The sequence below is a fragment of the Arthrobacter sp. K5 genome, from assembly GCF_040448525.1.
Lineage (GTDB): Bacteria > Actinomycetota > Actinomycetes > Actinomycetales > Micrococcaceae > Arthrobacter > Arthrobacter globiformis.
Genome location: NZ_CP159279.1, coordinates 3,149,306 through 3,166,896 on the forward strand (window position 1 = coordinate 3,149,306; position 17,591 = coordinate 3,166,896).

A 17,591-nucleotide genomic window follows, 5' to 3' on the forward strand; every position below is an offset into this window, starting at 1 on the left:
CAGCCGCGCTCCCAACCCAACGGACCATCAATTCGGAATTGAGCACGGGGAATGACATGACCCTCACTAGTGAAGCCCAGACCTTCATCAGGACAGCCCATCCTTTGAACCTGCTTTACCGGGACGAAGTCTTGCCCGTCCTGCACCAAGGACACGATGCTGCCGAACATTCCGACTTGTCAGCCTTTGAACATCGCGAACCATCCAAGGAAGCAAAGCCCGATGACATTTGAAAACCTCCAGTTCCAGCGCAACGGCGGAGTTGCCTGGATCACGCTGGACCGACCCGCTGCTGCCAACGCGCTGAGCATAGGCCTCGCCGAGGAGTTCTGCGCGGCAGTAGACCTCGCAAACAACAACCCAGACGTGCACGTGATCGTTCTCCAAGGTGCCGGTAAGTTCTTCTGCGCCGGCGGCGACGTGGCGGCCATGGCCGAGGCCGAGGACCCTGCCGAATTCCTGCGCATTCTGGCCGGAAAGATGAGCGAAGGGCTGCTCGCCTTGGCCCGGTCCCGGCTTATTACGATCGCAGCCGTTCATGGGGCAGCCGCGGGGGCAGGACTCGCCCTAGTTCTTAACTCCGATCTCGTCCTGGCCTCCTCAAACGCGTCCTTCCAAAGTGCCTATGCCAAGGTGGGGCTGACGCCTGACTGCGGCGTCTCATATCTACTCCCCCAAGCGGTAGGTCCGCGCCGGGCGGCCGAAATCTGCCTGTCGGGCCGCGTGGTTACGGCACCCGAAGCGCTCCAGTGGGGGCTGGTCAATGAAGTGGTGGACGAATCCGACCTTCAACTCCGGGCCGAAGACCTGGCCCTCCAGCTCGCGGGATCTGCCGCCCAGACGCTGGGGCCGACCAAACGCCTGCTAACCACGGCCGCTGTCGCCGCCTACAGCAAACATCTGGAGGACGAAGTAGCGACCATCTCAACCATCATCTCCCACGAAAACACCAGGAACCGCATCATCTCCTTCGCGGGCCGCAGCAAAACCGCATCACAGGCATGAATATCACATCCAGCCCGATAGCAAGTCCCACGGAAACCGCGCTCTCGGAAACTCGCCGGATCGCGGGCGGCGCCCCGCCCTGATCGCCGGGCTCGTCCAGTCAGGCCTAAAGCGCAGGCGGAAGGACGCACTGGCCTCACCGTCCAAATCGAAGCAATTTCCTCGTCAGCATCACCACAACCAGAAAGAAGGACTTCCATGACCATCCCCGTTGTTGAAAGTTCCGCTCATCATCCAGGTCATCCTGCCCAGTCTCCGTTAGCACCACTGTCGGATCTGACAGCCGAGGAGTTCGTCAAGATTCGGGAGATCATTTCGGCCGAACCTACCTTCACACTCACCACCCGCTTTGCCTATGTGGGGCTGGAGGAACCCCACAAACGGGAAGTCCTTGCCTACAAAGAAGGTGCCGGACCCCTACCGGACCGCCGGGCCCGGGTAATGCTGCTGGACATGGCCACCGGTGCTTCGACGGACAACATCGTTTCCCTGGACCAGGCCCGAGTGTTGACCTCCGTAGACATCGACCCAGCCGAGGGCCAAACCCCCATCCTGCTGGAGGAGTTCGATGCCATTGCCGGAATCTGCGCCGAAGACCCGCGCTGGGTGCAGTCCCTCGCTGACCGGGGAACGGAGCCGCAGAAGGTCGTATGCATTCCGTTGTCCGCCGGTTCCTACGGCTTCGAGGAGGAAGCAGGGCGTCGCATCGTGCGAGTGCTGGCCTTCCGCCAGGACTATCCCGAAGACCATCCATGGGCACACCCGCTGGAAGGGCTCTGCGCTTATGTTGACACCATCGGCCGCAAAATCACCCGCCTCATCGATACCGGGGCCGTGCCGGTTCCGGCCGAGTCCGGCAACTTTGATGACCCCGCCGTGCAGGGCGAACCGCTAAGCACGCTCAAGCCCATAGAAATTACCCAGCCCGAAGGCCCCAGCTTCACTGTTGAAGAGCGGTCGGTCACCTGGGCCAACTGGAAATTCGACATCGGCTTCGATGCCCGCGAAGGCTTGATCCTGCGCAATCTGTCCTTCACTGACGGGGGCGAGGAACGGCCGGTCATGTATCGGGGCTCGATCGCGGAGATGGTCGTGCCGTACGGGGACCCTTCCCCCATCCGGTTCTGGCAAAACTACTTTGACCTTGGCGAGTACCTCTTCGGCCGCTTCACCAACTCCCTTGAACTGGGCTGCGACTGCGTGGGCGAAATCAAGTACTTCGACGCTGTCCTCAGCGACGAACTAGGAACGCCGTTCACCATCAAAAACGGCATCTGCATGCACGAAGAGGACTTCGGAACCCTCTGGAAGCATAGCGATATGTTCACCAACTCCAGCGAGGTACGGCGCTCCCGCCGTCTGGTGATCAGCAGCTTCACCACCGTAGGTAACTACGACTACGGGTTCTACTGGTACCTCTATCTCGACGGGACCATCGAACTGGAAGCCAAGCTCACCGGCATCCTCTTCACCTCCGGTTACGCCGAGGCCGACGCCCCGTTCACTTCCGAGGTCGCCCCCGGACTGGGAGCGCCCTATCACCAGCATCTCTTCAGCGCCCGACTGGACATGATGGTGGACGGCGTAAAAAACGCCGTCGATGAAGTCGACGCCGTGCGCTTGCCGTTCAGCGACACCAACGACCGGGGGGAGGCCTTCACCAAGTCGGTAACCCGGCTGGCCACAGAACAAACAGCGGCCCGTGAAGCCAAGGGATCAGTAGGCCGCGCCTGGCATATCGTGAACACTGAAAAGACAAACCGGCTGGGCCAGCCCACCGGATACGTCCTTTATCCCGGCGACCAGCCCACCCTGATGGCGGACCCGTCATCCTCGCTTGCCGCCCGGGCGGCATTCGCTACCAAGCACCTGTGGGTTACCCAGTACGACCCGGCCGAGCGTTACGCTGCCGGAGACTTCGTCCACCAGAGCACCGGCGGCGGTGGTTTGCCGGCCTTCACCGCTGAGGACAAGTCCGTGGACGGCGAAGACATCGTGCTGTGGCACACCTTCGGACCCACCCACTTCCCGCGCCCCGAGGACTGGCCGGTCATGCCTACCGACTATGCCAAGTTCACCCTCAAGCCCTATGGCTTCTTTGGTAAGAACCCGGCATTGAACGTCCCGCCGAACCAGGCCGCGGGGCACTGCACCAACCCCTCGGCCGGCGAGGCCCACGGGTGCCATAGCTAGCCATGGTTGAAGCCCTGCACCTGGGGACCGTCGGACTGGCCGCGGTCGGCGCAAGCTGCGCCGCCGCGGCCAAAGGCCGGGGGAAAGTTCTCGCTGTCACCAGTTCGGTTGTCATGCTCATCGCGATGATTGAGGCGGTCGCCGGGTTCAACCTCCTTCCTGCCCTGGGATGGTCTCTTGCCATGCTTACTGTGGCGATGGCCTCGGGTGTGCAACACCATCTCATGCGCAACGTTACTTCCACCCCTGAGTGCGGTGACATGGCCGTCCACCGAAACATCGGCGCCATATTGATGGCCGCGCTGCTCATCTGCATGGAAGCCGTCCACACTTCCTTGCCGCACACGGGACACAGCACGCACGGCTCCACAAACCCGCTGGGAATCCTTCTTGGAGCCGGGGCCGCCGCTTATGCCTTCGCCAGCCTTTGGCAAGCGTGCAGAGCCCAGACCAGACGGCCGCTTGACCGTATCGAGTCGGCGGCCATGGGACTTTCGGTCCTCATCATGGCCGTCATAGCTTTCTAGCACCCGGAGCTGCGGTTGCAGCGACGGAAGAGATCCCTACCACGTCTCACAATCTATATCCCTTAACAGCTGTTCGGCCGGACAAGCACTCAGCCTGGGGCAAGGAACTCGATGAAGGCGCGATCGGCCTATACATCCAAGGCATGTCCGTAAGCATCGTGCTCTAACAACAACCAGCACCCCGGCATGGGCCAAGGCGACCTGCCCGAACCATGTTGCCACTGCTATCCGGTACAGGGCATGGAGCACCTAGTCTTCATGCCGGCCGGCCATCATTTACCCGTAGGAGAGTTTGAAATGCCCGCACCCGTCCCCACCGCAGAGGCCGTTCTTGGCCGCTACGCCGCATCCGACGCCTGCGCCGCCGAGCTGCTCTGCGACGCACATGACCCCAATGCCACGGCCTTTTCCATCATCGAAGCCGACCTGTCCAGTGAGCACATCACCTACGGCCAACTCCGCGAACGCTCGGAACGGGGAGCTGCCGCCCTGGCGGAACTGGGAGTCGGGCCGGGCGACACGGTGGCAACTTTAATGGGCAAATCCGCCGACCTCGTCGTCATGCTCCTGGCGATCTGGCGGCGAGGGGCAGTCCATGTACCTCTGTTCACGGCCTTCGCGTGGCCGGCGATTGAGTTGCGGCTCGTAGCATCGGGCGCCAAGGTCGTCATCACCGACGCGGACCAGCGCGAAAAGATCAAAAACACCACAGCCACGATCATGGTTGCTGGGGACCAAGCAACGGCGAAAGACCTTGCCCTGGCTCCTCTGTTGAACGCACAGCAGCCGGGTATCCCCGCCGAAGCTGTTGGAGGCGATGGCACCCTGGTGATGCTCTTTACGTCCGGGACCACCGGCACGCCCAAAGGCGTGCTGGTTCCGGTCCGCGCGCTGGCGGGCTTCCGTCAATACATCGAACTCGGCCTGGATGTACGCGAAGATGATGTGTTCTGGAACGCCTCGGACCCGGGTTGGGCTTACGGCCTGTATTTCGGGATCCTCGGCCCCCTCGCCGCGGGCCGCCGCACCCTGCTGCTGCACGCATCGTTCTCCCCGGAGCTCAGTTTTGCTGTGCTCGACTTGTTCAAGGTAACCAATTTCACTGCCGCCCCCACCGTTTACCGTACGATGCGTGCCAAGTCCGAGACAATGCCAAAGAACCTGAGGCTGCGCAGGGCATCCTCATGTGGGGAGCCGCTGACACCTGAAGTGGTTGCCTGGGCCGAAGAAGTCTTCGGTGTGCCGGTCCGGGACCACTACGGACAGACCGAGCACGGCATGATAATCGTCAACGCCTGGCACGATGACGTGCGCAAGGACGTGCGTCCAGGCTCGATGGGACATCCCCTACCGGGCTGGACCTGCGCTGTACTAAAAGACGGTTCTGACGAATTAGCCGCTGTCGATGAGATGGGGCGGGTTGCCGTGAGCGTCCCCGAAAGCCCCATGATGTGGTTTACCGGATACCAGGACGCCCCCGAAAAAACAGCCGAGCACTTCACCGAGGATGGGCGTTGGTACCTCACCGGGGATGCCGGAAAGACCGACGCCGATGGCTACTACTATTTCTCATCCCGAGATGACGACCTCATCATCATGGCTGGATACCGCATTGGACCGTTCGATGTTGAAAGCGTCCTGTCAACCCACCCGGCAGTCCTCGAGAGCTGTGTCATCGGGGCTCCGGACGAACTCCGGGGAGAAGTCCTCGAAGCCTTTATCGTCCTCAAAAAAGGCGTCACAGGCACCGAACAGCTCGTCTCCGAACTTCAGAACCTGGTTAAAACCCAGTACGCGGCGCACGCCTTTCCACGGCGGATCCATTTCGTTGAGGATCTGCCGAAAACGCCGTCAGGGAAAATCCAGCGGTACATCCTCCGGAAACAGCGTGCCAGCCAGTAGGAACAGCCACCAAACCGATGTCCCGGACGCACCCGCACATGAGCACCACCACACGAAATGGAAGGATCACAGCAGCATGGGCGACAACACTCACCGGACAGGAGCCGGGGACCAGGCCCCGACCTCCGTGGAGTCTCTGACGAATGTCCGGACTGACTACCTTGGTCACGCCGGTTACCGCTTTGCCATTCTGACGCTGGAGAATGCCGGTCGCCGGCCGGTCACGATGGGACCGGCCTCCCTGAGCAATTTTACGACAGCGGTGCGCCGCCTGGACCTGTTCGAGGTGGATGCAGTGGCGGTGACCGGCACTGGCCCTGTGTTCTGCGCCGGCGCGGACCTGAAAAAGATGGCGGAGGCGGCCACGGCCGAACAGGCCGAGGACGTCGCACGCCGGGGGCTTGAGGCCTTCGGCTTGCTGGAGGCGCTTCCCGTGCCTACCTTTGCTTTCATTAACGGTCTTGCGCTGGGCGGAGGGCTGGAGTTGGCTCTGCATGCGGGCCACCGTACCGTTGCGGACTCGGTCCGGGTGCTGGGCTTTCCCGAGGTGCGGCTGGGCCTGATCCCGGGCTGGGGCGGCATCCCGCGCACGGTAGCTCTTGTGGGCCCTGCGGTCACGGCCCGTCTGGTGATTACGGATTCGCTTGCTGGGAAGAACCTATCGGCGCAGACTGCCGCTGACCTTGGCCTGGTTGATGCTGTTCTTCCAGAGGACGGGTTCCTGGCCGCCTCCCTGGATTTCGCGGCCGGTATCCTCGCCGGCAGGGCCACGGCCGCGGTTTCGGCCTCGCTGCAGTCCGACACCGCCGGCGATTCGAAGTCTGGAGTCCTCTCCGCTGGGGTGCTTGCGGCGCTGGAGGACATCCGGACCCAGTTCGATGCCCGTCTGCACGGTGCTGCTCCGGCGCCCTACCGCGCACTGGAACTCATCGCCAGAGCTGCCGGGGACCCCGCCGGGCAGGCTGCCAACCCGACGGCGGAAACCCGGGCCTTCGGCGAACTGCTGCTCTCGGACGAGGCCCGCGCCAGCATCTATGCCTTCCACCTGACACAGTCGCTGGCGAAAAAACCTGAGGGCCGTCCCGCTGCCGAACCGCTGCCGGTGCGCGCCGTCGGCGTCATCGGGGCAGGGCTGATGGCCAGCCAGCTCGCCCTTGTCTTTGCGCAGCAGCTGCGCGTGCCGGTGCGGATCACGGACTTGTCGCAGGAGCGCATCGACACGGCACTGGGCTGGATAGTGGCTCAGCTGGATAAGCTCGTGGGCCGCGGGCGCCTGGACCAGGCCGGGGCCGAGGCTATCCGCACCCTGGTGACGTGCGGCACCGACAAGGCAGCGTTCGCCGACTGCGACGTGGTCATCGAGGCCGTCTTTGAGGAGCTGGACGTTAAGCGGGCTGTCTTCACCGAACTGGAACCGCTGCTCCGACCGGACGCCCTGTTGCTGACCAATACGTCCTCGCTGTCCATCGAGGCCATGGGCGCGGACCTCGCCCGTCCCGGTCGGCTGATCGGCTTCCACTTCTTCAACCCCGTGGCCGTGCTGCCCTTAGTGGAAATCATCACCACCCCGCAAACGGACGAGACCACGCTCGCGACGGCATTCGAACTGGCCCGACGGCTGCACAAGGCGGCTGTGCTCGTCACGGACACGGCAGGTTTCGTGGTCAACCGGATACTGACCCGGCTCTTCAGCGAGGTCCTCTCCCTGCTTGATGACGGGAACGATCCCGAGACCGTGGACCATGCCCTCGACCCGCTGGGCCTGCCCATGACGCCGCTGCAGCTGCTGCAGTTCATCGGCCCGGCCGTTCAGCTGCACATCTGCGAGACCATGCACCAGGCCTACCCGCAGCGGTTCAGCGCAAGTACCAGCCTGAAGAGGCTTGTATCCGCAGGACTGCCCGGTTACTTGGACAACAACGGCCGCATCTCAACTGAGGCGACCTCACTACTCGCGTCACCCGTCGCAGCAGATGCCGGGACCGTCCGTGCCCGGATCCTCACCGCGCTGGCCGAAGAAGTAACGGAAATGTTGGATGAGGGTGTGGTTGCCGGGCCGGAACAGATTGACCTGTGCATGATCCTCGGCGCCAACTACCCCCTCCATACCGGGGGACTGACCCCCTTGCTGGACAGGGAAACCGGCACCGCATTCCATCAGGAGCTGCGCGTACCGCTTCCCTCCGCCCGATAGCCAGCGACCCTGGCCATCCAGCTACCGAGACCCAGGTCTCGCCCGTCACTCGCTCAAGGAGAAAAATGAACCACAGTACAGAAGAACAGGCTGTCCAGACAGAAGGACAGGTTGTCCAGGAGTTTCGCAGGAAACTCGGACTCAAGGATGTTCTTGCTCAAAGCTTGTCGGTAATTGCACCGGCAATGTCAGGCGCATTTCTGACCTACTTGGCCGCCACGCAAGCCGGGGGAGCAACGCCGCTCTCCTTCTTGCTGGGGGCGCTGGGTATGTTGTGCGTGGGGTCCGTTGTCGCCTTGTTCGCAGGAACCCTCTCCTCAGCCGGATCGATGTACACCTATCTGAGCAAGGGCGCTAGTCGTAAAACTGGATTTGTCGGAGGTTGGGCATATGTGAGCGCATACCTTCTCTTCGGCGCAGGCGTGTTGGGCGGCTTCGGCTTCTTCATGTCTCAGCTCGTCGAAGTACTCTTTGGTGGTGCAGTGCAGTGGTACTGGTTCACCTTGCTCGGTATCGTCATCATCACCCTCCTCAACTTCTTCAACGTTGCTGTCTCAACGAGGAACCAGCTCATCTTCCTTGTGCTGAGCATGTCAGCCATGCTCGTGGTCGCTTTCATTGTTATCGCTATTGGTTCGCCTGCGGTCAGCCTTGTCGATGGTGAGACACCGATTGCAGCAGCCGGTACAAGCTGGGACCCGACAGCCTTCTGGCCGCCCGCCGCAGGAACCCCGTGGATAGGTGTCTTCTTCGGCATGAGCTTCGCGATGCTGTCTTTCGTGGGTTCGGAGTCGAGTGCGTCCCTCTCTGAGGAGACGCGTGATTCGAAGCGCAACATTCCCCGCGCAATTATCGGTTCCATCCTGATCGCCGGCATCTTCTACGTAATCATCAGCTACGCGACTGCGATTGGCTTCGGAGTGGAACAGGCCAAGATTGACTGGCCTGCTTCGGCGACCGGTCTCGCCGCAGTGGCTCCGAACACGCTCACCTCCGCACTGGTGCTCGCTGCCGCTGGTGGGTCAAGCCTGTTCTGCGCTTTGGGATTCCACACTGCATCGTCTCGAGTCCTGTTCGCCATGGGGCGCGAGGGCGTGTTGCCGAAGCGACTTGGACGACTGCACCCGCATTGGAACACCCCGTGGAACTCCATGATCCTGGCTATAGTGATCTGGATCCTTCTGGTCGCCGGATCTGTGCTTTTCGTTGCAAAGGACGCGCAAGTCGAGCTTGCTGGAACAGATAATCATGTCACGGGAGGCATCTTCGTCTTCACGCTTCTACTCAACTTTGGAACCCCCGTGGTGATGTTCGTGTACCTGATGCTCAGTATCGCCGGGATCATTCACGGAGTGCGAAATCGTATGCGGAAGTTTATCCTTGCCGGAGTAGGAGCTGGGATATTCGCTATGGTTGCGATACTCGGCGGTCTCTACTTCTCGTTCGTTCCGGCTGAGCCCGGCGGAGACATTCCGATGGTCCTTCGTGTCATCCCATGGGTCTTAGTCGCGATCGTTCTGGCCGGTTGGGCGTTGGCCGCCTGGACCAAGCGTGCCCGCGCTCAGGCCTGGGCCGACATGGGTCGAGTATTCGATGAACTGTAGAAGCTCACGCACGGGGGATGCGGATATGGACGGGCGCTGCTGAACTCGCCCAGCAGCGCCCCTGAACAACGGTCTGTGTCTAGGGGGAGGGCTCGGCCTCTCGGTCCCTGGGGAAATTCAGGCTGGCCACGGAGACAGCCAGTACGGCGATACCGGAAACAGGCATTGGATCCATCCCCGATGTCGAAGCCAGCTTCTTCCTGTCATGCCTCCCCAGGTCCCTCGGGATGCCCCTGGGGGGCTTACCGGCCATCGGATAGATTAAGGCGACGCGCTCTATTGTGGCTTGGCCTCATCGGTTCCAATGACTTCGCAGAGGGACCGCGCCGTGCTGGTGGACAAGGACAATGAACCCGTCTGGTCAACCACACCCTCACCTCCCACATCAGGTCCTCTGATCCCGAAGCAGCCGTCGGCCGCCACCGTGCAATCCAATCCATTCCGTCCAGGAGAACAGTCCAAGAAGAAGGCATAAAAATGCCTGCAATTGACAGCATCATGCCACTGGAATCCGCCCGGCACGGATTCCCGAAGATGCTCGATGGGCAAACTTTCGGAAAGATTGTTTTCCAGCATTAGGGGCTCCTTTGTCCCCGCGATGCACACCGTTGCTGCCATCAAGAATAGGCGCATCCACTCGTAGCTGCCGGTACCTCGCCACACTGGCTCCGCCGTGGCTAGCGCAGCAATGCACCTCGTTGGCTCCGTATTACATCCGGGAATGCGCACACCCCTTTTCCCTCCGCCCGCTAGCTGTACTGCTAGCCCGCGATCATGGCCGCCACAGCTACCGGGACCCAAACTTCTCGCCCGATACCCGTTCAAGGAGAAAAATGAACCGCAGTACAGATGTTGTCATCGTCGGGGCCGCCCGCACACCGCAGGGCAGGCTGATGGGCCAGCTCGCTCCGTTGTCCGCTGTCGAGCTCGGGGGTGCAGCTGTCGCCGCAGCGGTGGATAGGGCAGGTATCGAACCTGGCGCCGTCGAGGCGGTCATAATGGGACAGGTGCTTCAGGCCGGGTCCGGACAAAATCCTGCCCGGCAGGCTGCCGTCGTCGGGGGCATCCCGTTGAGCGCCCACGCAGCCACCGTGAACAAGGTGTGTCTGTCCGGGCTGAGCGCCATCATCGAGGCGAGCCGGCTGCTGCGGCTGGGAGAGGCCGCGGTGGCGGTTGCAGGGGGACAGGAATCCATGAGCAACGCCCCGCACATGCTGGCGGGTTCCCGGGCCGGGCACCTCTACGGCGACGCAGTGCTGATTGACTCCGCCGCCCACGACGGACTCACCGATGCCTTCGACCATGAGGCGATGGGACTCGCCACCGACCGGGCCAATGATGCCCTGGGCATCCTTCGTGCCCAGCAGGACAAAGCCGCCGCCGACTCCCACAGGCGTGCCGCAGCGGCCCAGGCTGGCGGACTCTTCGACGCCGAGATCGTCCCGGTCAAAGTGCCGCGGCGCCGCGGGGACGTCGACCTCGTAGGAACCGACGAGGGTGTGCGTCCCGATAGCACGGCGGAGTCCCTCGCCAGGCTCCGGCCGGCGTTTTCCCCGACCGGTACGGTCACCGCCGGCAATGCCTCCCCACTGAACGACGGCGCTGCCGCCGTCGTCCTGACCACCCGCAGCTACGCGGAGGCCCAAGACCTCGAAATCCTTGCCACGGTCGGTTCCCCGGGACAGACCGCAGGACCGGACACCTCGCTGCCGGACAAACCGGCCCGCGCCATCGGCAAAGCACTCCAGACGGCAGGCTGGACAGCAGAGGACCTGGACTTCGTGGAGATCAACGAGGCGTTCGCCTCCGTGGCTCTGCAATCGGCGGCACAGCTGGGCCTCGGCATGGACCGCGTTAACGTCAACGGGGGTGCGATCGCCCTCGGCCATCCCATTGGGGCCTCCGGCGCACGGGTGGTCGTCTCGGCCGTACATGAGCTCATGCGCCGCGGGACCGGCAAAGCGGCCGTGGCACTGTGCGGCGGCGGCGGCCAGGGCGAGGCGCTGCTGCTATCCCGCTGAGAACCAATTCAACGTCCCCACGACGGCGCTCACCCTAAAGGAGTTTCCATGCCTGAACCCTTAGAGGACCTGCGACTCGCCCCAGCGAGAGTGGTGTCGCTCTCGTTTTGGCCGTGCTGGCCGTATCTCAAGCTAAGGACAGGACAAACCAATAGCAAAAGGAGCAGCAACATGATTTTCGATCCAGACCTTATCGTCCATGAGTGCGCCGATCTTTCCGTGGGCGACCAGATAAATGCCTGGCAGGGCGGCCATTTGCTTCATACAGGGATCATCACCGATCGCTCACCCGCCTTGGGCCTGTTCTGGATCCGGGAACCGGCGTTGGGCGAACGGCGGCTGATGGACATGAGCGAACTTCAGATTACCCGCGTACCGCATCCTGTGCGTCAGGAATCCGAGCCCGCAGCAGTCTGAAAGGCAACCGGGACCAGGATCAACCGGAGGAGCTGACACCAAGTCGCCCATGTCGCTGGCCGAGGTGCGCACCCCCCCCAGCCGTGAGACTTCCCTGCTCCAGCTTGTAAGCGATATTTCTAAAGAATTCGGGAAGAACTGCACTTCTTTCACAGTTTTTCACTACCAACCCTGTTGGAAGTGCCGAAAAGTAGTACTTACGGAAAGAAACACCGCACCGGAGAAACCGGCGGGAACCGCAATGGTGCGGTTCCCGCCCACCGATCCCGGAGCTCAATCAAGGAGATCAACGATGACTGCAGCATTTGAGCCCAACCAGCAGACGCCCGAGCAGCAGGCCGCCGCACTGGAGCTCGAGTGGGCTGCCAACCCGCGCTGGGAAGGTGTGACCCGTGACTACAAGGCTTCGGATGTCGTCCGCCTCCGCGGCCGGGTCTCCGAAGAACACACGCTGGCCCACCGCGGTTCCGAGAAACTGTGGAAGCAGCTGACCGAGGAGCACAAGGAAGGCAAGTACACCAACGCCCTGGGCGCCCTGACCGGCAATCAGGCCGTGCAGCAGGTCAAGGCGGGTCTGCGCGCCATCTATCTTTCCGGTTGGCAGGTTGCCGCGGACGCCAACAACTCCGGCCACACCTACCCGGACCAGTCGCTGTACCCGGCGAATTCGGTTCCCACGGTGGTCCGGCGCATCAACAACGCCCTCCTCCGCGCGGACCAGATCGAGTTCTCCGAGGGCATCCAGACCGTTGAGGACTGGCTGGTGCCGATCGTCGCCGACGCCGAGGCCGGCTTCGGCGGTCCGCTGAACGCCTATGAGCTGATGAAGTCCATGATCCAGGCCGGCGCCGCCGGCGTGCACTGGGAGGACCAGCTCGCCTCGGAGAAGAAGTGCGGCCACCTCGGCGGCAAGGTCCTGATCCCCACCCAGCAGCACGTGAGGACCCTGAACGCGGCCCGCCTGGCCGCCGACGTCGCCGGCACCCCGTCCGTCGTCATCGCCCGCACCGACGCCGAAGCAGCCACCCTGATCACCTCCGACGTCGACGAGCGCGACCAGGAATTCATCACCGGCGAACGCACCCCCGAGGGCTTCTACAAGGTCCGCAACGGCATCGGACCCTGCATCGCCCGCGCCAAGGCCTACGCCCCGTACTCGGACCTCATCTGGATGGAAACCGGCACCCCGGACCTGGAGCTGGCCCGCAAGTTCGCCGAAGCCGTCAAGGCCGAGTTCCCGGACCAGATGCTCTCCTACAACTGCTCACCGTCGTTCAACTGGCGCAAGCACCTGGACGACGCCACCATCGCCAAGTTCCAGCGCGAACTCGGCGCCATGGGCTTCACGTTCCAGTTCATCACCCTGGCCGGCTTCCACGCCCTGAACTACTCGATGTTCGACCTCGCCCACGGCTACGCCCGCGAAGGCATGAGCGCCTACGTCGAACTCCAGGAAAAGGAATTCGCCTCCGAATCCCGCGGCTACACCGCAACCAAGCACCAGCGCGAAGTCGGCACCGGCTACTTCGACGACATCTCCACTGCGCTCAACCCGAACGCATCCACCCTCGCCCTGGTCGGATCGACCGAAGAAGGCCAATTCCACTAATTTTCCCCCACGTAAGTAGCAGTAAGTGTCGTTTTGAAAGCTCAAAACGACACTTACTGCTACCCAGTTGGTCCCTGCACCAGGAGACAGAAATGAACAGCTTCACTATCAATGGCATTACCCTGACTGCACAGCCGATCTGCCGGCAGAACGAGGTGCTCACTCCGGACGCTTTGGAGTTCGTCGGGAAGCTGCACCGGTCGACGGCGGCGCGCCGGCAGGAGCTGCTGCAGGCCCGCCGGGCACGGCGGGCTGAGATCGCTTCCGGGCAGGATCCGCGGTTCCTCCGCGAGACCGAGGAGATCCGCAACGATCCGTCGTGGCGGGTCGCTCCCCCGGCACCCGGGTTGGAGGACCGCCGCGTGGAAATCACCGGGCCGGTGGACAAGAAGATGACCATCAACGCCCTGAACTCCGGCGCCAAGGTGTGGCTCGCTGACATGGAGGACTCCTCCACCCCCACCTGGCGGAACGTCATAAAAGGCCAGCTGAACCTCACGGATGCCCTGGAGCGCAGGATCGACTTCACCAGCCCGGAAGGCAAGGAATACAAGCTCCGCCCGGCCGGTGACCTGCCCAGCATCGTGGTCCGTCCCCGCGGCTGGCACCTGCCCGAAAAGCACATGCTCATCGACGGCACCCCGATCGCCGGCGGCATCGTGGACTTCGGCCTGTACTTCTTCCACAACGCCCGCCGCCTCCTCGCCCAGGGCAAGGGCCCGTACTTCTACCTGCCGAAGATCGAGAACCACCTCGAAGCCCGGCTCTGGAACGACATCTTCATCCTGGCCCAGGACCTGCTCGGCATCCCGCAGGGCACCATCCGCGCCACCGTACTGATCGAAACCATCACCGCAGCCTTCGAAATGGAGGAAATCCTCTACGAACTGCGCGACCACGCCGCAGGTCTGAACGCCGGACGCTGGGACTACATCTTCTCCCTGATCAAGAACTTCCGCACCCGCGGCCCGCGCTTCGTCCTGCCGGACCGCGGCCAGGTGACCATGACCGCCCCGTTCATGCGCGCCTACACCGAACAGCTCGTCCGCGCCTGCCACAAGCGCGGCGCCATGGCCATCGGAGGCCCTGCCGCTTACGTTCCTAGCAGGAGGGATCCAGCGATAAACGCTGAGGCCTTGCTGAAGACCCGTGCCGACAAGCTACGGGAGGCCAACGACGGTTTCGACGGCTCTTGGGTGGCCCACCCGGACCTGGTACCGGTCTGCCGCGAGGTGTTCGACAGCATCCTCGGCGAAAAACCGAACCAGCTGGACAGGCTCCGCGAGGACGTCATCCCCGATGACCAAGCCCTGATCAACGTGGACGCCACTGAAGGGACCATCACCGAACAAGGCATCCGGAACAACATCGAAGTGGGCATCCGCTACCTCGAATCCTGGCTCCGGGGCAACGGCGCGGTGACGATCCACAGCCTGATGGAAGATGCCGCCACCGCGGAAATCTCCCGTTCACAAGTGTGGCAGTGGATCTACGCCCGCTCCATCACCGACCAGGGCGAAATCGTCAGCCACCACTGGGTGGAGCAGCTCCTGGACGAGGAATTCGCCCGGCTGGAACGCTTCGACGGCGACCGCTTCGAAGACGCCCGGGACATCTTCGAGGAAGTCACACTGGCTCACGACTTCCCGTCCTTCCTCACCCTCCCCGCCTACGCCCGCTACCTCACGGAGACCCGAGAAAGGGCATCGGTAGATGAGCTCTCGATGGCCTAGTAAAGCGTCGGTCAGACCATAGCGATCGATCGCAACAGGAGACTCGAAAGCCGAGAATATGGGCTGACCGCGACTCGAGTAGTGCGCCGAGACCGGGGGACTAGCTCGGCGTTTCGCTCCGCGTCCCGCTTGCGAAAGCGGGACGCGGAGCGTTCGTATGTACAAGCTGACGGGTTCAACTTCGGCGAAGCGGCTGGGACGGCGGGGGAGGGATCAGGATAGCTTGGCTTGGCGTAGGTACTGGTAGACCGTTTCCCTGCTGATGCCGTAGTCGCTGGCGAGGACGGGCTTTGGGGATTCCGTTGGCGGCACGCTGCACCAGTTCGGCCGCCCGTTCCGGTGTTAGGGTCTTCTTCCGCCCTTTATATGCTCCGCGCTGCCGGGCCAGGGCGATGCCTTCCCGCTGCCGCTCCCTGATCAGGGAGCGTTCGAACTCGGCGAAGGCCCCCATTACCGAGAGCATCAGGTTGGCCATGGGGGAGTCCTCCCCGGTGAAGACCAGACTCTCTTTGACGAACTCCACCCGCACGCCCCTACGGGTTAGAGTCTGGACCAGTGAACGCAGGTCATCGAGGTTGCGGGCCAGCCGGTCCATGCTGTGCACCACCACGGTGTCCCCGTCACGGGCGAAGCGCAGCAGCTCGGTGAGCTCCGGTCTGCTCGTGTCCCTGCCGGAGGCCTTGTCGGTGAACACCCGGTGCAAGGACCTGGCCTTCAAGTTGGCGTTTCTCGTTCTGGTCAAGGGTGCTTACGCGCACATACCTGATTCGTTGTCCAGCCACCGATGCCTCCAAACCCGTCAACCTGTCAGCTTGAGTTCTAGAGCCTTCCCAGAAGAACGTCAAGACATTCGGGCTCAAAACGTCAGGTTGGGGTGTAGTTCAACCGGATGTGAGGGTCCGCCGCACTGCTCCTGTTCCCGGTGTCGTGAAGTTTGCGTGTATCGGGACGGGCTGGTCAGGTTCCGAGGTCGTCTGCACTAAGAGTGTCAGAAGGCACCTGCGTTGGGTTAGTTGGTACGGGTGAGCCAATCGTCACCTTTGCGGTAATGCACCTCTGGAGGAGAGCTTCATTGGATGTCACCACAAGTGCTTCTCACGGCTCGTTAGGGTTAGGAACGGACGAAGCGGGCAATGGCGTCGGAGGCTTCCTTGAACTTTGCTTCCGCGGCATCTCCACCGAGTTGGGCGGCATCGAGGACGCAGTGCTTCATGTGGTCATCGAGCAGTCCCAGGGCGACGCCGCGCAGCGCGGCGGTTAGAGCTGAGATCTGGGTGAGGATGTCGATGCAGTACTGCTCTTCCTCAATCATCCGGTGAATGCCCCGTGCCTGTCCCTCGATCCGTTTCACCCGGGCCAGGTACCGGTCTTTGTCAGTGATGTAGCCATGGGTTGACTCGCCCGCGGCTTCGGGGTCCGGGGTGTTGACGGTTTCGGTGGTGGAGATTGTCATGTCGTTCCTTGTGGTATGTCGTTTTACGCCGAGGGCGGTCCCGGTGTGCGGCAGGGGTATCCGTACTTGAGGACTTGGGCTGTGAGGTCAACGGCGCAGCGGAGCGGGCAGGCTGCTGTCCCAGCGGATCGTTCTGCTCATGGCAACACATTGTTCCCCGGGCTTGCGATCCCGTATTCAGTATCGATCATCTGCTGGCTGCTGGAGGAATGAGAGGGCGCTTCAGCGCCGTTGCCCTCAAGCTGGGCCGCGATCGATACTACGAGTCCGCCCAGAAGGAAACCGATCAAGCCGGCGGCCAGAATATTGGTGTTCATGGAATCCTCCGGTGGATCCTAGTACGAGTTCTCAGTGGTGATGGCCGTGATGGTCGCCGACGTCCGGCCCGGCACCACTGGCACCTGCCGGGCCATGGTGGCCCTGGTCGCCGCCGTGGCCCTGGTGGCCTTCGTGGTACTGGTGGGTCAGCGCGTGTCCCTTGCCCTTGTCGATCAGGTAGCGGTTGACCGGGAATGCCGCTATGAAAGCTGCGCTGAGGGCAACGATCATGCCAATCCAGAAGATTGGATTGACCAACCCGGCATCCATGGCACCGGGGATGATGGCCATCACGGCGTTGTCCACGATCTCCATCACAGCGATGGAGATCGTGTCGGCTGCGAATACGACGCTGAGGGCGGCGCTGAAGCCGAGCCCGGCTTGGATGAGCGGCAGCGTCGAGAGGGTGTAACCGAAGAGGAAAGCGAGCATGATCGCCAAGACGATGGTGATGCCGTTGGAGAGGCCCAGGGCCGTGCCGATCATGAGTCCCGCAATCTCGCCGATAGCACAGCCCGTAAGGCAATGCAGGGTAGCGCTGGCAGCCATACGGTTGCGGGAGTTCATGCTCTGCCTTTCGTAGGAATACCCCCTAAGGGTATTCAAGGGAAGGCA

16 protein-coding genes and 1 pseudogene are annotated in these 17,591 nt (G+C 62.5%); 12 read left to right on the forward strand and 5 right to left on the reverse strand.

Annotated elements, in window-relative coordinates; all coding sequences use genetic code 11:
- The first annotated feature begins 56 nt into the window (after positions 1 to 56).
- From ABRP34_RS14275 to ABRP34_RS14310, 8 genes are all read left to right on the forward strand, one after another.
- Positions 57 to 233, forward strand: a complete 177-nt coding sequence (locus tag ABRP34_RS14275; RefSeq protein WP_353710681.1) for a hypothetical protein — start codon at positions 57 to 59, stop codon at positions 231 to 233.
- Positions 223 to 1,005, forward strand: a complete 783-nt coding sequence (locus tag ABRP34_RS14280) for an enoyl-CoA hydratase/isomerase family protein (RefSeq protein ID WP_353710682.1) — start codon at positions 223 to 225, stop codon at positions 1,003 to 1,005. The genes ABRP34_RS14275 and ABRP34_RS14280 overlap by 11 nt, the downstream gene beginning before the upstream one ends.
- Positions 1,006 to 1,203: 198 nt before the next feature.
- Entirely contained in the window at positions 1,204 to 3,198 is a 1,995-nt protein-coding gene (locus ABRP34_RS14285; RefSeq protein WP_353710683.1) for a primary-amine oxidase, read from the forward strand.
- A gap of 2 nt (positions 3,199 to 3,200) precedes the next feature.
- Positions 3,201 to 3,725, forward strand: coding sequence for a hypothetical protein (locus tag ABRP34_RS14290; RefSeq protein ID WP_353710684.1), 525 nt, complete (start codon positions 3,201 to 3,203; stop codon positions 3,723 to 3,725).
- A 240-nt stretch (positions 3,726 to 3,965) separates the two neighbouring features.
- The gene (locus tag ABRP34_RS14295; protein ID WP_353710685.1) at positions 3,966 to 5,627 is read left to right on the forward strand and encodes an AMP-binding protein; all 1,662 of its coding nucleotides are present in this window, start codon (positions 3,966 to 3,968) and stop codon (positions 5,625 to 5,627) included.
- Between the two features lie 76 nt (positions 5,628 to 5,703).
- Positions 5,704 to 7,821, forward strand: coding sequence for a 3-hydroxyacyl-CoA dehydrogenase NAD-binding domain-containing protein (locus tag ABRP34_RS14300; RefSeq protein WP_353710686.1), 2,118 nt, complete (start codon positions 5,704 to 5,706; stop codon positions 7,819 to 7,821).
- Positions 7,822 to 7,886: 65 nt separating this feature from the next.
- Positions 7,887 to 9,425, forward strand: coding sequence for an APC family permease (locus tag ABRP34_RS14305; protein ID WP_353710687.1), 1,539 nt, complete (start codon positions 7,887 to 7,889; stop codon positions 9,423 to 9,425).
- Between the two features lie 164 nt (positions 9,426 to 9,589).
- Complete coding sequence (locus ABRP34_RS14310; protein WP_353713367.1) at positions 9,590 to 9,685, forward strand: hypothetical protein; 96 nt, start codon at positions 9,590 to 9,592, stop codon at positions 9,683 to 9,685.
- Between the two features lie 16 nt (positions 9,686 to 9,701).
- Here ABRP34_RS14310 and ABRP34_RS14315 read toward each other — a convergent pair whose 3' ends face one another.
- The gene (locus tag ABRP34_RS14315) at positions 9,702 to 10,001 is read right to left on the reverse strand and encodes a hypothetical protein (RefSeq protein WP_353710688.1); all 300 of its coding nucleotides are present in this window, start codon (positions 9,999 to 10,001) and stop codon (positions 9,702 to 9,704) included.
- A 257-nt stretch (positions 10,002 to 10,258) separates the two neighbouring features.
- Between ABRP34_RS14315 and ABRP34_RS14320 the strand changes: the two genes are divergently transcribed.
- The 4 genes from ABRP34_RS14320 (at position 10,259) to aceB (ending at position 15,205) form a co-directional block, all read left to right on the forward strand.
- Positions 10,259 to 11,446, forward strand: a complete 1,188-nt coding sequence (locus tag ABRP34_RS14320; RefSeq protein ID WP_353710689.1) for an acetyl-CoA C-acetyltransferase — start codon at positions 10,259 to 10,261, stop codon at positions 11,444 to 11,446.
- A gap of 171 nt (positions 11,447 to 11,617) precedes the next feature.
- Entirely contained in the window at positions 11,618 to 11,863 is a 246-nt protein-coding gene (locus tag ABRP34_RS14325) for a hypothetical protein (protein WP_353710690.1), read from the forward strand.
- A gap of 292 nt (positions 11,864 to 12,155) precedes the next feature.
- Positions 12,156 to 13,472, forward strand: a complete 1,317-nt coding sequence (gene aceA, locus ABRP34_RS14330) for an isocitrate lyase (protein ID WP_353710691.1) — start codon at positions 12,156 to 12,158, stop codon at positions 13,470 to 13,472.
- A 92-nt stretch (positions 13,473 to 13,564) separates the two neighbouring features.
- Positions 13,565 to 15,205, forward strand: a complete 1,641-nt coding sequence (gene aceB / locus ABRP34_RS14335) for a malate synthase A (RefSeq protein ID WP_353710692.1) — start codon at positions 13,565 to 13,567, stop codon at positions 15,203 to 15,205.
- Positions 15,206 to 15,418: 213 nt separating this feature from the next.
- Here the strand turns inward: aceB and ABRP34_RS14340 are convergent.
- The 4 genes and pseudogenes from ABRP34_RS14340 to ABRP34_RS14355 all read right to left on the reverse strand — a co-directional run bounded on the left by ABRP34_RS14340 (position 15,419) and on the right by ABRP34_RS14355 (position 17,543).
- A pseudogene (locus tag ABRP34_RS14340) lies at positions 15,419 to 15,987 on the reverse strand (recombinase family protein).
- A gap of 329 nt (positions 15,988 to 16,316) precedes the next feature.
- Positions 16,317 to 16,658: a metal-sensitive transcriptional regulator gene (locus ABRP34_RS14345; protein ID WP_353710693.1), complete on the reverse strand. Its 342-nt coding sequence runs from the start codon at positions 16,656 to 16,658 to the stop codon at positions 16,317 to 16,319.
- 137 nt (positions 16,659 to 16,795) lie between these two features.
- Entirely contained in the window at positions 16,796 to 16,975 is a 180-nt protein-coding gene (locus tag ABRP34_RS14350) for a hypothetical protein (protein WP_353710694.1), read from the reverse strand.
- Positions 16,976 to 17,006: 31 nt separating this feature from the next.
- Positions 17,007 to 17,543 carry a DUF4396 domain-containing protein gene (locus tag ABRP34_RS14355; protein WP_353710695.1) on the reverse strand — a complete coding sequence of 179 codons (537 nt, stop codon included), beginning with the start codon at positions 17,541 to 17,543 and terminating at the stop codon, positions 17,007 to 17,009.
- Positions 17,544 to 17,591: the final 48 nt, after the last annotated feature.